Genomic DNA, 13,631 nt, shown 5'->3' on the forward strand with positions numbered 1-13,631 from the left:
GGAGGGTGAGGCACCCCACCCGGGCGGGACGCGGCCGGGCCCCTGCCCCCGGTACGCTCGACGGGTGCCTCGCGGTGACGGACGGCTGACGCACGACCTCGACCCCCATTCCCCCGGTCCCCAGGACGCCTGTGGCGTCTTCGGCGTCTGGGCCCCGGGGGAGGAGGTCGCGAAGCTGACCTACTTCGGTCTCTACGCCCTCCAGCACCGCGGTCAGGAGGCGGCCGGCATCGCGGTGTCCGACGGCTCCTCGGTCGTGGTCTACAAGGACATGGGCCTGGTGAGCCAGGTCTTCGACGAGCCGACGCTGGGCAGTCTCCGCGGTCACATCGCCGTCGGCCACGCCCGGTACTCGACCACCGGCGCGTCGACCTGGGAGAACGCCCAGCCGACGTTCCGCACCACCGAGGCCGGCACCGGGCTGGCGCTGTGCCACAACGGCAACCTGGTCAACACCGCCGAGCTCGCCAGCGCCGCGGCCGACGAGGGCGTGGCCGGGGCGTTCGTCGCGACCAACGACTCGGACCTGGTCACCTCGCTGATCGCCGCGAAGCCGGACACGTCGGTGGAGGCCGCGGCGATGGAGGTGCTGCCCCGCCTGCGCGGCGCGTTCAGCTTCACCTTCATGGACGAGCACACCCTCTACGCCGCCCGCGACCCGCAGGGCGTGCGGCCGCTGGTGCTCGGCCGGCTGGAGCGCGGCTGGGTGGTGGCGAGCGAGACCGCGGCCCTGGACATCTGCGGCGCCTCCTTCGTGCGCGAGGTCGAGCCGGGCGAGCTGATCGCCATCGACGAGGACGGGCTGCGCAGCCAGCACTTCGCCGTCGCCCAGCCCAAGGGCTGCGTCTTCGAGTACGTGTACCTCGCCCGGCCGGACACCACGATCTCCGGCCGGGGCGTGCACGCGGCCCGGGTCGAGGTCGGCCGACGGCTCGCCAGGGAGCACCCGGTCGACGCCGACCTGGTCATCCCGGTGCCGGAGTCGGGCACCCCGGCCGCGGTCGGCTACGCCGAGGCCTCCGGCATCCCCTACGGCGTGGGCCTGGTGAAGAACTCCTACGTCGGGCGCACCTTCATCCAGCCCAGCCAGACGATCCGTCAGCTCGGCATCCGGCTGAAGCTCAACCCGCTGCGCGACGTCATCCGCGGCAAGCGGCTGGTCGTCGTCGACGACTCGATCGTGCGCGGGAACACCCAGCGCGCGCTCATCCGGATGCTCCGGGAGGCCGGCGCCGTCGAGGTGCACGTGCGCATCTCCTCCCCGCCGGTGAAGTGGCCGTGCTTCTACGGCATCGACTTCGCCAGCCGTGCCGAGCTGGTCGCCAACGGCCTGGACGTCGACGGCGTGCGCGCCTCGATCAACGCCGACTCGCTGGGCTACGTCTCCGAGCAGGGCCTGATCGCCGCCACCGAGCAGCCGGCCAACCGGCTGTGCACCGCCTGCTTCACCGGCGAGTACCCGATCCCGCTGGGCGAGCCGGAGGTGCTCGGCAAGCACGTGCTCGAGGGCATCGGGCGGCGCACGCTGTCCGACGACGTGCCCGCCGTGTCGGGCTGGACCGGTCAGCAGGCCGGCAGCCCCGCCGTGTCCGGCGGCGCGGACGAGGCGCTGGCCCGGCCGTGAGCGAGTTCACCTACGCCGCCTCCGGCGTCGACATCGACGCCGGTGAGCGTGCGGTCACGCTGATGCGCGCGGCCGTCGAGCGGACCAACCGCCCCGAGGTGGTCGGCGGGCTCGGCGGGTTCGCCGGGCTGTTCGCGCTGGACACCGCGAAGTACCGCAAGCCGCTGCTGGCCTCCTCCACCGACGGCGTCGGCACCAAGATCGCGCTGGCCCGCCAGCTGGGCCGGCACGACACCGTCGGCATCGACCTGGTCGCGATGGTCGTCGACGACCTGGTCGCCTGCGGCGCTGAGCCGCTCTTCTTGCAGGACTACGTCGCCTGTGGCCGGGTCGTCCCCGAGCGGATCGCCGCGATCGTCACCGGCATCGCCGCCGGCTGCCAGCAGGCCGGAGCCGCGCTGGTCGGCGGGGAGACCGCCGAGCACGGCGACCTGATGGACGCCGACGAGTACGACCTGGCCGCCACCGCGGTCGGCGTGGTCGAGGCCGACGCGGTGCTCGGCCCGGAGCGGGTCCGGGCCGGTGACGCGGTGATCGCGATGGCCTCCTCGGGCTTCCACTCCAACGGGTACTCGCTGGTGCGCCGGGTGGTCGACCGCGCGGGGCTCGACCTCACCGCCACCCCGGCCGGGCTGGACCGCCCGCTGGGTGACGTGCTGCTGGAGCCGACCCGCATCTACGCCCGGGACTGCCTGGCGCTGGTCGAGGAGCTCGGCGTGGAGACCGTGCACGCCTACGCGCACATCACCGGTGGCGGGCTGGCCGGCAACACCGTCCGGGTGCTCCCCGACGGGCTGGCCGCCGAGCTGGACCGCGGCACCTGGGCGCTGCCCGCTGCGGTGCGGCTGCTCGAGGAGTACGGCGTCCCCCGCGCGGAGTCCGAGCGGGCCTTCAACTGCGGTGTGGGCATGGTCGCCGCCGTCGCCGCGGAGCACGCCGACCGGGCCGTCGCGGTGCTCGCCGGGCGCGGCGTCCCGTCCTGGGTCGCCGGCACGGTGACCGAGGCCACGTCGCCGACGACGGCCCCCGAGGTCACCCTCCGCGGCGACTACCGCTGAGAAAGGCCCCCGTCCTCCTCATGCCTCGCAGGCTCGGCACGAGCCTCGGGACGGGGCCGAACTGAGCGGGTCGCGCGAGCTCGGGTGAACCACTGAGCGCGGTCCCCGGGCTGGAGGAGACGTCCCCGGGACGCGCGAGGACACCGCCGGACCCGGGGGTCCGGCGGTGTCCTCGCGTTCGAACGGCTGCTGGAGCCGTCGGGTCAGCGGGTCAACGACTGGCTGCCCAGCCGTCGTCCTCGTCGTCCGACGCCCAGCGGTCGGCGTAGCCCTCGTCCTCATCGTCGTCGTCCTTGGGCCCCCGGCTGGGGAAGGACGACGGCTGACCAGCGAGTTCGCGCTGGAGGGCTGTGAGGTCGGTGTTGGGTGAGCTGTACTTGAGCTCACGGGCCACGCGTGTCTGCTTGGCCTTCGCTCGGCCGCGCCCCATTGGCTCGACCCCCTCGTGACGGAGTGCGGGTCGCCCAGCACTGGGCTGGACGGCCCGTGTGGCGACCCCGACTGAGTGACTGTGTCCTGGACCGAGCTTACGACACGGATGGGGCACGGGCACACGTCGGCATCCCCTGCCCCCTCGTCTGGAGGGGTCCGGTGACCGGGATCACCCGCCGAGCGGCCCCGGGCGGCGGGTCAGCGGGGCAGCCGGATCGTCGCCAGCCGGCCCACCGAGCTCATCCGCTCCTCGGCGAGTCGGTCGGCGGCGACCGCGGGGGAGACCCCGTCGGCGTCCGCGGCGGCGAACACCCGCAGGGCGACGTCGAAGATCGTCGTCGTCTTCGCCTCGGCCCGGGCGAAGGAGAAGCCGTGCCGCTCGTCCTCGACCTGGATCACCCCGCCGGCGTTCACCAGGTAGTCGGGGGCGTAGAGGATGCCGCGGTCGGCCAGCAGCCCCGGCGTGCCCTCGTGGACCAGCTGGTTGTTCGCGCCGCCGCAGACGATCTCGGCGGGCAGGGCGGCGACGGTCTCGTCGTCCAGCGCGCCTCCGAGGGCGCACGGGGCGTAGACGTCGTGCGGGGTGCGCACCAGCGTGGCGGTGTCGGCGACCGCGGTGACCTCCGGGTGCCGGCTGCGCACCCGGGCGACCGCGGCCGGGTCGACGTCGGTGACCACGACCGACGCGCCGTCGGCGACCAGCCGGTCGACCAGGTGTGAGCCCACCTTGCCCACCCCGGCCACCGCGACGGTGCGGCCGGCCAGCGTCGGGGCGCCCCAGCGGTGCTGGGCGGCGGCGCGCATGCCCTGGAAGACGCCGAAGGCGGTGAGCACCGAGGAGTCCCCGCAGCCGCCGAAGGCCTCCGACCGGCCGTGGGCGAACCGGGTCTCCCGGGCGACGACGTCGAGGTCGGCGTTGTAGGTGCCGACGTCACAGGCGGTGAGGTACCGCCCGCCCAGGCTCTCCACGAACCGCCCGTAGGCGCGCAGCAGTGCCTCGGTCTTGTCGGTGCGCGGATCGCCGATGATCACCGCCTTGCCGCCGCCGAGGTCCAGCCCGGCGAGGCTGTTCTTGTAGGCCATCGCCGTCGACAGGGCCAGCGCGTCGGTGACCGCGGCCTCCTCGGAGGGGTACGGGAAGAAGCGGGTGCCGCCGAGGGCCGGCCCCAGCGCCGTGGAGTACACGGCGATCACCGCCCGCAGCCCCGACCCGGGGTCGGAGCAGAAGACGACCTGTTCGTGACCGGAACCGAGAACGTCCACGGCGAGGAGCCTAGGCGCGCCGTCCCCTCCCGGGTCCGGGTCGCCGCGGCCGCGGCGCGCGCTCGGCAACGACCTGGTCTCGGCGGGGAGGTCGGCGGCGCATCCGGCAGCAGGTGGAGGCATGATCAACGGTTGATGACGGGCGCCGGTTCCCCCGGTGCCGCACACTTCGTCCCGGATCGATCGCCCGAGTCCAGGGCCGGCCGGGGAGCAACCAGCGGAGCAGCGCTGCGCCGCGACACAGGAGGACACGCACACATGGCCCGACCCATGCGGCTGCTGGCGCTCGCGCTGGCCGCACCCCTGGTGCTCGCTGCCTGCTCCACCGAGAACTCCGGTGGCGGGGCGGACAGCTCCGGGGGTGGCGCCTCCGGTGCGGACGGCGACCTCAGCTTCGCGGTGGTGACGCACGGTTCCGCGGGCGACGCGTTCTGGGACGTGGTGCAGAAGGGGGCCGAGGCCGCCGGGGACGACCTCGGCATCGGCGTCGATTACCAGAGCGACGGCGACCCCCAGCGCCAGTCGCAGCTCATCGAGGCCGCGGTCAACCAGGGGGTCGACGGCCTCGTCGTCTCGATGGCCAACCCCGACGCGCTGGAGGACTCCATCAGCGCCGCCGTCGACGCCGGCATCCCGGTGGTCACGATCAACTCCGGCGCGGAGCGGTCGGCCGAGTTCGGCGCCATCGGGCACGTGGGCCAGGACGAGGTCATCGCCGGCCGGGGCGCCGGGGAGCGGCTGGCCGCCGACGGCGCGCAGAACGTGCTGTGCGTGATCCACGAGGCGGGCAACATCGGCCTGGAGCAGCGGTGTGCCGGGGCGTCGGAGGGCCTGGGGCGCGACGTCCGCCTGCTGCAGGTCGACATCAACGACCTGCAGGCCGCGCAGTCGACGATCACCTCGCAGCTGCAGAGCGACCCGTCGATCGACGCCGTGCTCACGCTCAACTCCGCCGTCGCCTCGGTCGCCGCATCGGCTGCCTCGGACGCCTCCGTCGACGCCGAGATCGCCACCTTCGACCTCAACGGCGACGTGATCGAGGCGATCCAGGACGGCTCGATCGCCTTCGCCGTCGACCAGCAGCAGTACGAGCAGGGCTACCTGCCGGTGGTGATGCTCAAGCTCTACGCGGACAACCTGAACACCGTCGGCGGGGGGCAGCCGGTGCTCACCGGCCCGGGCATCGTCGACTCGACCAACGTCGACGCGATCGCCGACCTCGCCGCGGAGGGCACGCGCTGAGCAGGGACGGGGCCGGAGGGGTGGCGCAGGGCGCGCCGGCGGACGCGCCGCCGCGCGTCGACGAGCGCGTCGCCGCCGTCGGCTGGTGGCGGCGGCTGCTGGCCAAGCCGGAGCTCGGGTCGCTGATCGGTGCGGTGGTGATCTTCGCCTTCTTCGCGTCGCAGTCGCAGGTGTTCCGGTCGCTGAGCGGCGTCGCCAACTGGCTCGACGTCGCCTCGACGCTGGGCATCATGGCCGTCGCGGTCGCGCTGCTGATGATCGGCGGGCACTTCGACCTGTCCGCCGGGGTGATGACCGGCACCAGCGCGCTGACCGTTGGCATCGTGGCGGTGCAGCTGGACCAGAACATCTGGGTCGCGATCGGCGCCGCCCTGGTGGTGGCCCTGGCGATCGGCTTCCTCAACGGCTGGCTGGTCACCCGCACCGGCCTGCCCAGCTTCATCATCACGCTGGGCACCTTCCTGATGCTCCAGGGCCTCAACCTGGGGCTCACCAAGCTGTTCACCGGCACGGTCATCGTCCGGGGGCTGGCCGACGCCCCCGGCTACCACCTGGCCGAGCTGGTGTTCGCCTCCACGATCGACGTGTTCGGCCAGCCGTTCCGAGTGGCGGTGCTGTGGTGGCTGGGCGTCACCGCGGTGGCCAGCTGGGTGCTGCTGCGCACCCGCTTCGGCAACTGGGTGTTCGCCACCGGCGGTGACGACGTCGCCAGCCGCAACGTGGGCGTGCCCGCCCGGCGGACCACCATCACGCTGTTCATGACCACCGCCGGGGCGGGCTGGCTGGTCGGCACGATCACCGCCGTCCGGCTGACCTCGGTGCAGGCCAACACCGGCACCGGGCAGGAGCTGATCTACATCGTGGCGGCGGTGATCGGTGGCTGCCTGCTCACCGGTGGGTTCGGCTCCGCGATCGGGGCGGCGCTGGGTGCCCTGGTCTTCGGCATGACCCAGCAGGGGATCGTCTACCTGAACTGGGACGCCGACTGGTTCTACTTCTTCCTCGGCGCGATGCTGCTGCTGGCCGTGCTCAGCAACCGCCTGGTGCGCCGCTACGCCGAGGCGGCCCGGAGGTGAGCACGGCGACGAGCACCGGCGCCGGGGAGCGCCCGGCCGACGGCACGCCCCTGGTCGAGCTGCGCGGCATCGGCAAGGACTACGGCTCGGTCATCGCGCTCGACGGCATCTCCACCACCGTGCGGGCCGGTGAGGTGACCTGCGTCCTCGGCGACAACGGGGCGGGCAAGTCGACGCTGATCAAGGTCCTGTCCGGGGTGCACCGGCCGACCCGCGGCGAGCTGCTGCTCGACGGGCGACCGGTGACCTTCGGGGCGCCGCGCGACGCGCTGGACGCCGGGATCGCCACGGTCTACCAGGACCTGGCGATGATCCCGCTGATGTCGATCTGGCGGAACTTCTTCCTCGGTTCGGAGCCCACCGTCGGCTGGGGGCCGTTCCGCCGCTTCGACCGGGCGACGGCCAGGCAGGTGACCCGGCGCGAGCTGGCCGCGATGGGCATCGACATCCGCGACCCGGAACAGCCGGTGGGCACCCTCTCCGGCGGTGAGCGCCAGTCGGTGGCGATCGCCCGGGCCGTGCACTTCGGCGCGCGGGTGCTGATCCTCGACGAGCCGACGTCGGCGCTGGGTGTGAAGCAGGCCGGCGTCGTGCTGCGCTACATCGCCCAGGCGCGCGACCGTGGCCTCGGTGTCGTCTTCATCACGCACAACCCGCACCACGCCCACCCGGTGGGTGACCGGTTCCTGCTGCTCAACCGCGGCCGCAGCATGGGCGACTTCGCCAAGGGCGAGGTCAGCCCGGAGCAGCTGACGACGATGATGGCCGGCGGCGACGAGCTCACCCAGCTCGCGGAGGAGCTGCAGCGTCCGCCACGCGCCTGACCGGGCGCCGGGAGCGGGGGAGGGACACGCCCGGGGGCGGCGCGAGATCCGCTCCCGTGGTGTGCTGGATCCCGGCACGGGGCGCCAGGTCGACAACTCGACGCTGACGATCGCTCACCCTCCGTTCTGGGCGAGGGGTGACGACTGCGCCGCGTGTTGCCTTTGTGACTGATGGTGGCGGTGCGAGCCTCGCTGAGCCCGACGTCCATCCCTCTTCCCCAGGGAGCGACCATGCCGCAGGTCCAACTGCGCCTCCGCCGTGCCGCCCTGCCGGTCCCTCCGCGGCGCCGCCCGGCCAGCGGCGTCCGGGCGCGGCTGCTCGTCCTGGCCGTGACCGGTGGCCTGCTGGCGGCCGGCGCAGGCCCGGCGGTCGCCGAGCCGGTGAACCCCACGGACGAGCAGCTCGGCCAGGCCCAGTCGGCCCAGGAGCAGGCGGCCGCCGAGGTCGGCCGGATCGCCGGCCTGGTCGCCGCCGCGGAGGCGGAGCTGGAGCGCGTGCAGTTCCTGGCCGAGGCGGCCGGCACCGCCTACCTGGCCGCGGAGGAGTCGCGCCAGCTCGCCCAGGCGGCAGCCGACCAGGCGATGCGGGACCTGGCGGCCGCCGTCGCCGCGGTGACCGAGGCGCGGGGACGGATCGCGGACTTCTCCCGCGACACGTACATGAACGGCAGCTCGCTGACCAGCGCGGCGGCGCTGCTGGACGTCGAGGGCCCCGGCGAGCTGGTGCGCAAGGCCGCGACCCTGCAGTACGTCGCCGACCACCAGCTCGACGTGCTCGGCGCGCTGCAGACCGCCGAGCAGCAGCAGGCGGCCGCCGAGGCCGCCGCCCGCACCACCCGCGACGAGGCAGCTGCGGCGGAGGAGCAGGCCGCCGCGGCCAAGGCCGAGGCCGACGCCCAGCTCGCTGCCCAGGAGAGCGCCGTCGGCCAGATCGAGGCGCAGAAGGCCGCGCTGGACCAGCAGCTGCAGGACGCCCAGGTGCGGTTGCTGCAGCTGCAGGGGGAGCGCAACGCCTTCGAGGTGTGGCAGGCGCAGAAGCGCGCCGAAGAGGAGGCCGCGGCCCGCGCCCGGGAGGCGGCCGAGGCCGCGGCGGCGGCGGCCCGGGCGGCGGTCGTCTCCGGTAGCAACGGAGGCAGCAACGCAGGCAGCAACGCAGGCAGCAACGCAGGCAGCGACACCGGTGGCCACGGGTACGTGCGCCCGGCCAGTGGCCGGACCAGCAGCTGCTACGGGGCTCGCTGGGGGGTGACCCACTTCGGGGTGGACATCGCCGCACCGATCGGGACGCCGATCTACGCCGCGACCACCGGCCGGGTCGTCCGGGCCGGACCTGCCACCGGGTTCGGGCTGGCGGTCTACATCCGCGGGGACGACGGCGCGATCACCGTCTACGGCCACGTGAACCAGTTCTTCGTCTCCACCGGTGACCGGGTGCAGGTCGGCGAGCAGATCGCCGAGGTGGGCAACCGGGGCCAGTCGACCGGACCCCACCTGCACTTCGAGGTGCACCCCGGCGGGTCGCTCTACAGCGGCCAGGTCGACCCGGTGCCCTGGTTGCGCGCCCGGGGCATCGCGATCTCCGGCTGCTGACCGGCGCCGGTTAGCGTGCCCGGGTGACCACCCCGCCGGACCCCAGGGCGGGGTGGGGGCTGCCCGCGCCCGGGGAGCTGCCCCGCACCGCGGACCCCGAGCCGCTGGTGACCCGGGTGCTCGCCCCCAACCCCTCGCCGATGACGCTGGACGGCACCAACACCTACCTGGTGGGCGAGCCGGGCAGCGGGCAGGTGGTCGTGGTCGACCCGGGACCGGACGACCCCGCCCACCTGGCCGCGGTGCAGGAGGCCCTGGTGGGCCGGGACGCCCGGGTGGTGGCGGTGCTGGTCACCCACCACCACGGCGACCACGCCGAGGCGGCGCAGCCGTGGGGGCGGCACTTCGACGCTCCGGTGGCGGCCGCCACGCCGGCGGTGGCCGGGCCCCGCGGACGGGTGCTGGCGCCGGGGGAGCGGCTGCGGCTGGCCGGCACGACGCTGCGGGTGGTGCCCACGCCAGGGCACACCGCCGACCACCTGGCCTTCCGGCTGGACTCCGGCGCCGTGCTGGTGGGCGACGCCGTGCTGGGCCGGGGCACGTCGGTGGTCACCCACCCCGAGGGCGACGTGCTCGCCTACCTCGTGTCGCTGCGCCGGCTGCACGACCTCGGCCCGGCAGCGCTCTACTGCGGGCACGGGCCGGAGCTGACCGTGGACCCCGGTGCCGTGCTGGCGTACTACCTGGCCCACCGAGCCCACCGGGAGGAGCAGCTGCTGGCCGCGCTGGCCGAGGGCCCGCGGTCGGTCGACGAGATCGTGGCGCAGGTCTACGCGGCCGTGCCCCGCGCGGTGTGGCCGGCCGCCGCCCAGTCGACCCGGGCCACGCTGGCCAAGCTGCGGGCCGAGGGGCGCGTCGAGCCCGCCGGTGACGACGCGGTGCGCCTGACCTGAGGGTGTCGGGGGGCGGCGTCGCCTAGCGTCGGCGGGGTGACCGGGACAGTGCACCGCGACCGGGACGTCGTCGGCTGGGACGTCGTGGTCGTGGGCGCCGGCTCGGCCGGGTGCGCGCTGGCGGCCCGCCTGGTCGATGCCGGCCGGCGCGTGCTGGTCCTGGAGGCCGGCGCCGACCACCCGCAGCCGGCCGACTTCCCACCGGCCCTGCGCGACGCGGCCGTCCTGGGGGCGGTCACCCCCGGGCACCCCGCCAACTGGACCTACACCGCGCAGCTGGCCGAGGACGTGAGCTACCCGGTGGTCCGCGGCCGGGTGCTGGGCGGGTCCAGCGCCGTGAACGGCACCTACTTCGTCCGCGGCACCCGGGCGGACTTCGACGGCTGGGCCGCGGACGGCAACGACCTGTGGTCCTACGACGCGGTGCTGCCGGCCTTCCGGCGCTCGGAGACCGACGCCGACCACCCCGGCTCACCCGTGCACGGGGACAGCGGACCGATGCCGGTGCGCCGGGTGGTCTCCGGGCACCCGGTCGCCGAGGCGTTCACCGCCGCCTGCGCGGAGCTCGGGTTCCCGGCGGAGCCGGACAAGAACGCCGACGGCGCGCCCGGACACGGGCCGCTGCCGGTCAACGTCGCCGGCGGCGTCCGGGTGAACACCGCGATGGCCTACCTCTCCCCGCGGCGCGGCTCGCCGCTGCTCACCGTGCGGGGGGACACCCGGGTGACCCGGGTGCTGTTCTCCGGCGACCGGGCGATCGGGGTGCAGACCGAGCGCGGTGCGGTGCACGCCGGGGAGGTGGTGCTCGCCGCCGGCGCGGTGGCCACCCCGCAGCTGCTGATGCTCTCGGGCATCGGCCCGGCCGACCAGCTGCGGGCGGCCGGTGTGGCCGTGCGGGTGCACGCCCCGGGGGTGGGGGCGGACTTCACCGACCACCCGGACCTCTACGTCACCTGGCAGCCGCGGCGGCGGCTGCCCGCGCCGCGGGGCCTGCTGCCGCTGTCCAGCGCGCTGCACACGACGTCGGCGGGGTCACCGACCCCCGGCGACCTCGAGGTGATGCCCTGGCTGAAGCCGTTCAGCCGGGTGCTGCTGGACCGCGCCCCCGGGTCCCCGGTCGCCGAGGCGCTGAAGCGGCCGGGAGCCACGCTGCGGGCGCTGCGCGGCGCGTCCCTGCACCGGGTGCTGGACCAGGCCCGGCGGCGGGAGGACCTGTTCCTCGCCGTCGCGTTGCAGCAGGAGGACAGCCGTGGCCGGCTGAGCCTGGTCAGCGCCGACCCGACGGTGCAGCCGCGGATCGAGCACCGCTACCTCACCGAGGAGTCCGACCGGCGTCGCATGCGCGAGGTGGTGCGGCTGGCCGCCGAGCTGCTGTCGACGGCCGCCTTCGCGCCGCTCGTGGGTGGGCGGACCGGCCTGCCGGACGACGTGCTGGCCGACGACCGGCAGCTGGACCGCTGGGCCCGCCGGCACCTGGCGACCGCGATCCACCTGGCCGGCACCGCCCGGATGGGTCCGGAGAGCGACCCTGGAGCGGTCGTCGACCAGCAGCTGCGGGTGCGTGGGGTGCGTGGCCTGCGGGTGGTGGACACGTCGGTGATGCCGCGGGTGACCTCCCGTGGCCCGGCTGCCACCGCGGTGATGCTCGGCGAGCGGGCCGCGGAGCTGATGACCGGCGGGCCGGCGGTGCTCAGCCCTCCGGCCGGCTGAGCACCACGCTGACCACCTCGGGGTCGGTGGAGCCGAGCACGAGCAGCTGCACGCCCCGTTGCTCGGCGGTCAGCATCGCGGGGTCGGCGGTGTCGGTGAGCAGCTGCCAGCCCTCGGCGGGGAGCGTCTCGCGGTAGAAGGCCATCGCCTCCTCGACACCGACGTCGAAGACGACGAAGGACGGGGAGTCCGGGGCGGTGGAGGTGTCCTCGGTCGAGCCGCCCGGCGGCACCGGCACGCTCTCCGCCGGCCAGCCCGAGGGCAGCGCGAACGACCCGGGGGGGCCCGCCGTGGCGGCGGCGCTGGTGCTCCCGGCGCCCTCGGTGGCGTCCTCGCCCGAGCAGCCCGGCAGGAGGGCCAGTGCCGCGGCGGCCACGGCGGCGGACGCACGGCGACGTGCCCCGCGGGTGGTCCGGGCTCCCATCGGGTCCTCCAGGGTGCTGGGGTGCGCGTCGCCGGCGGCCACGATACGGCTCGCCGGGAGCCGGGACACCGGCGCCGCCGGACCCGATGCGGGTGCGGCGGCGCGGAGGGAGGACGGGTGCGGGTCGTGCCCGCCGGTCAGCGGACGGCGCGGATCTGGGTGCTCGTCTGGGACAGCGGCGACCAGGCGTCGGGGTGCGGCTGGCCGGCGTCGACGACCCAGCCCGGCGCGCGGGACGTGGTCGTCCGTCCACGGGTCTCCGGCCGGGCGCTGAGCCGCACGATCAGGGTGAGCAGCACGAGCAGCCCCACGAGCACGCCGGCGATGGTGAAGAGCGTCGAGAGCATGACTGGAAGTTAGTGGTGTGAACCGGTCCGTGTCAGAGCCTCGCCGGGGCAGAAGTCGTCGAAGATCGGCGAAGGAGTGTGGTCACTCTGCCAATTCGATCGATCTGTCGACTCGAACTGGACGATCGGACTGGTCAGAGTCTGCCAGAGGTCCGTCGTCCACCGCCTCCGGGTCGGGGAGGCCCTCGACGGCCAGTCCGTGGGGCGGTGTCAGGACGACGACGGTGAGCGACGCGGCATCCCAGTCGGTGTGCACCGAGCCCGCCGCCGGCCCCGTCATCTGACGGTCCTCCTGTGGGGCCGTGGCGAGCGTGCGAGCGGTGGGGGCAGGACGTTCCTCTCTCAGGCGACGGGGAGGCCGGTGTAGTTCTCCGCCAGCTCGCGGGCGGCGGCCTCGGAGGAGCAGACCCGGCGCAGCTGGGACAGCTGCAGCTCGGCGTCGAAGTCGTCGCCGGAGCGGTGCAGCATCGAGGTCATCCACCAGGAGAAGTGCGTGCAGCGCCAGACCCGGGCCAGGGCGCGGTCGGAGTAGCCGTCGACCAGGTCGGTCCGGCCCTCGGCCAGCAGCCGGACCAGGGCCTGGGCCAGCAGGGTGACGTCGGCGACGGCGAGGTTGAGCCCCTTGGCCCCGGTGGGCGGCACGATGTGCGCGGCGTCGCCGGCGAGGAACAGCCGGCCGCGGCGCATCGGCGCGCTGACGAACGAGCGCATCGGCAGGATCGACTTCTCGGTGACCGGGCCGGTCTGCAGCTCCCAGCCGTCGAGCGCGAACCGCCTCGACAGCCCGTCCCAGATCCGGTCGTCGGACCAGTCCTCGATCTTCTCCGCCGGGTCGACCTGCAGGTAGAGCCGGGACACCGACGGTGAGCGCATCGACAGCAGGGCGAAGCCGTCGGGGTGCCAGGCGTAGACCAGCTCGTCCTCGCTCGGCGCGACGTCGGCCAGGATGCCCAGCCAGGCGTAGGGGTAGGTGCGCTCCCAGGTGCGGCCGGCCGTGCCGGCGGTGACCACCGGGCGGGAGACGCCGTGGAAGCCGTCGGCGCCGACGACGACGTCGCACTCCAGCACCTGCGGCGTGCCCGCGGCGTCGGTGAAGCGGATGCGGGGAGCGTCACCGTCGACGTCCTCGGGGGAGACGTCGGAGACCT

13 protein-coding genes are annotated in these 13,631 nt (G+C 74.6%); 8 read left to right on the plus strand and 5 right to left on the minus strand.

The window, feature by feature from the left end; translation table 11 throughout:
* Window positions 1-64 precede the first annotated feature (64 nt).
* Both purF and purM read left to right on the plus strand, forming a co-directional pair.
* A complete protein-coding gene (gene purF, locus ACI79Y_RS15925; RefSeq protein WP_457159420.1) occupies window positions 65-1,624 on the plus strand; it encodes an amidophosphoribosyltransferase in 1,560 nt (519 codons plus the stop codon).
* On the plus strand, window positions 1,621-2,682 hold the full coding sequence (purM, locus tag ACI79Y_RS15930) for a phosphoribosylformylglycinamidine cyclo-ligase (protein WP_457159421.1): 1,062 nt from the start codon (window positions 1,621-1,623) through the stop codon (window positions 2,680-2,682). Before purF ends, purM begins: the two co-directional genes overlap by 4 nt.
* A gap of 211 nt (window positions 2,683-2,893) precedes the next feature.
* On the opposite strand, the gene ACI79Y_RS15935 is transcribed toward purM, so the two are convergent.
* A complete protein-coding gene (locus ACI79Y_RS15935) occupies window positions 2,894-3,112 on the minus strand; it encodes a DUF3073 domain-containing protein (protein WP_457159422.1) in 219 nt (72 codons plus the stop codon).
* 200 nt (window positions 3,113-3,312) lie between these two features.
* Window positions 3,313-4,377 carry a Glu/Leu/Phe/Val family dehydrogenase gene (locus tag ACI79Y_RS15940; protein WP_457159423.1) on the minus strand — a complete coding sequence of 355 codons (1,065 nt, stop codon included), beginning with the start codon at window positions 4,375-4,377 and terminating at the stop codon, window positions 3,313-3,315.
* A 258-nt stretch (window positions 4,378-4,635) separates the two neighbouring features.
* Between ACI79Y_RS15940 and ACI79Y_RS15945 the strand changes: the two genes are divergently transcribed.
* From ACI79Y_RS15945 to mftG, 6 genes are all read left to right on the plus strand, one after another.
* Window positions 4,636-5,619: a sugar ABC transporter substrate-binding protein gene (locus ACI79Y_RS15945; protein WP_457159424.1), complete on the plus strand. Its 984-nt coding sequence runs from the start codon at window positions 4,636-4,638 to the stop codon at window positions 5,617-5,619.
* A gap of 20 nt (window positions 5,620-5,639) precedes the next feature.
* Window positions 5,640-6,695 (plus strand): ABC transporter permease, encoded by a 1,056-nt coding sequence (locus ACI79Y_RS15950; protein WP_457159425.1) that lies wholly within the window; start codon window positions 5,640-5,642, stop codon window positions 6,693-6,695.
* On the plus strand, window positions 6,692-7,519 hold the full coding sequence (locus ACI79Y_RS15955) for an ATP-binding cassette domain-containing protein (RefSeq protein ID WP_457159426.1): 828 nt from the start codon (window positions 6,692-6,694) through the stop codon (window positions 7,517-7,519). The genes ACI79Y_RS15950 and ACI79Y_RS15955 overlap by 4 nt, the downstream gene beginning before the upstream one ends.
* A 231-nt stretch (window positions 7,520-7,750) precedes the next feature.
* Window positions 7,751-9,109, plus strand: a complete 1,359-nt coding sequence (locus tag ACI79Y_RS15960; protein ID WP_457159427.1) for a M23 family metallopeptidase — start codon at window positions 7,751-7,753, stop codon at window positions 9,107-9,109.
* A gap of 23 nt (window positions 9,110-9,132) precedes the next feature.
* Window positions 9,133-10,002 carry an MBL fold metallo-hydrolase gene (locus ACI79Y_RS15965; protein WP_457159428.1) on the plus strand — a complete coding sequence of 290 codons (870 nt, stop codon included), beginning with the start codon at window positions 9,133-9,135 and terminating at the stop codon, window positions 10,000-10,002.
* Between the two features lie 36 nt (window positions 10,003-10,038).
* On the plus strand, window positions 10,039-11,712 hold the full coding sequence (mftG, locus tag ACI79Y_RS15970) for a mycofactocin dehydrogenase MftG (RefSeq protein WP_457159429.1): 1,674 nt from the start codon (window positions 10,039-10,041) through the stop codon (window positions 11,710-11,712).
* Here mftG and ACI79Y_RS15975 read toward each other — a convergent pair.
* The 3 genes from ACI79Y_RS15975 to ACI79Y_RS15985 form a co-directional block, all read right to left on the minus strand.
* Window positions 11,693-12,136 (minus strand): hypothetical protein, encoded by a 444-nt coding sequence (locus ACI79Y_RS15975; protein ID WP_457159430.1) that lies wholly within the window; start codon window positions 12,134-12,136, stop codon window positions 11,693-11,695. The genes mftG and ACI79Y_RS15975 overlap by 20 nt on opposite strands.
* Window positions 12,137-12,273: 137 nt before the next feature.
* The gene (locus ACI79Y_RS15980; protein WP_457079751.1) at window positions 12,274-12,483 is read right to left on the minus strand and encodes a hypothetical protein; all 210 of its coding nucleotides are present in this window, start codon (window positions 12,481-12,483) and stop codon (window positions 12,274-12,276) included.
* Between the two features lie 342 nt (window positions 12,484-12,825).
* A partial coding sequence (locus ACI79Y_RS15985; protein WP_457159431.1) for a 4-hydroxybenzoate 3-monooxygenase occupies window positions 12,826-13,631 on the minus strand: 806 nt, incomplete at its 5' end.

Source organism: Modestobacter sp. SYSU DS0875 (assembly GCF_054050915.1).